This window comes from Finegoldia magna (assembly GCF_018371055.1).
Taxonomy (GTDB): domain Bacteria; phylum Bacillota; class Clostridia; order Tissierellales; family Peptoniphilaceae; genus Finegoldia; species Finegoldia magna_I.
In genome coordinates, this window is the sequence record NZ_JAGYZD010000366.1 from 1 (window position 1) to 1,095 (window position 1,095).

Annotated in this window: 1 protein-coding gene; it reads left to right on the forward strand. The window is 34.0% G+C overall.

Translation table 11 applies throughout. The features are described 5' to 3' along the window. Positions 1-966, forward strand: a 966-nt coding sequence (locus KHW44_RS09920; RefSeq protein WP_304068981.1) for an MATE family efflux transporter, incomplete at its 5' end; no start/stop codon positions are given. Between the last annotated feature and the right edge of the window lie 129 nt (positions 967-1,095).

The following is a 1,095-nucleotide window of genomic DNA, read 5'->3' on the forward strand; positions in this document are numbered from 1 at the left end:
AAATCATACATATTTCTTGCGATAAACTCTGTAGGGCTATTGTTTGATATGATATTTTTTGGATATCAATCGATACTCAATTCTCAAGGAAGAACGAAATCTATGACAATTATATCGACAATTTCATCTGTGACAAACGTCGTTATAGATCCATTCTTTATTTTTGATAATGTTTTGGGAATCCCAGGACTCAACATGGGTCTTGCAGGTGCTGCATGGGCTACAGTTTTATCCAAAGTATTGCTTGTAGTTTTTGCGATAATAGTTGTCAAAAAAGAATCTGAAATCGAAGTTAGTTTCAAAAACTTCAAACTAGATATGGGAATTATCAAACACATTTTCTCCATCGCTATCCCAGCTTCACTTGGATCAAGTGGGGAAGCTATTGGGTTTACTGTTCTTAATGGATTTATCCAATCATATGGTACAACTACACTTGCTGCATTTTCTATGGGCAACAGATTGTCCGATATATTCAATCAAGGAGCTATAGGAATTGGAATGGCGTTGACATCAATTACAGGACAAAATATTGGAGCGGGAAAAAAAGAAAGAAGCAAGGATATTTTCAAACGTGCAAATATTATAATAACTTTCTTCTCTTTAGCTTCTGCGATAATTATTTTGCTTTTCAAAGACCAATTGCTGTCCATATTCATCAAAGACCGTTCAGATATAGAACTATGGAGACAAGCAAGTGAATACATGTACTTCTCAGCGATAATTACGTTTTTCATGGGATATTTCTCAGCGATTAATGGTTTCTTCCAAGGTGTTGGAAAAACAAAACTTACAATGTATTTGTCTCTTGCGAGATTATGGGTACTAAGACTTCCACTTATTATGATACTAAAGAGTTTGACAGATTTGGGATCTACAGGAATTTGGATTTCAATGTTAGTGTCCAATGGATTGACAGTTATCGTGGGATTTATAATTTATAAAAGAGGAAGATGGGAAAGATAAGGCTGATGTTTAACATCGGTCTTTTTTTATTGGATAATTTATCATAACAAGTGCAACATAAAATAACTCATAGCTAATCAGCTGTGTTAATATGTAAGTGACCAAACAAAACATATTAAAAGGAGCGAT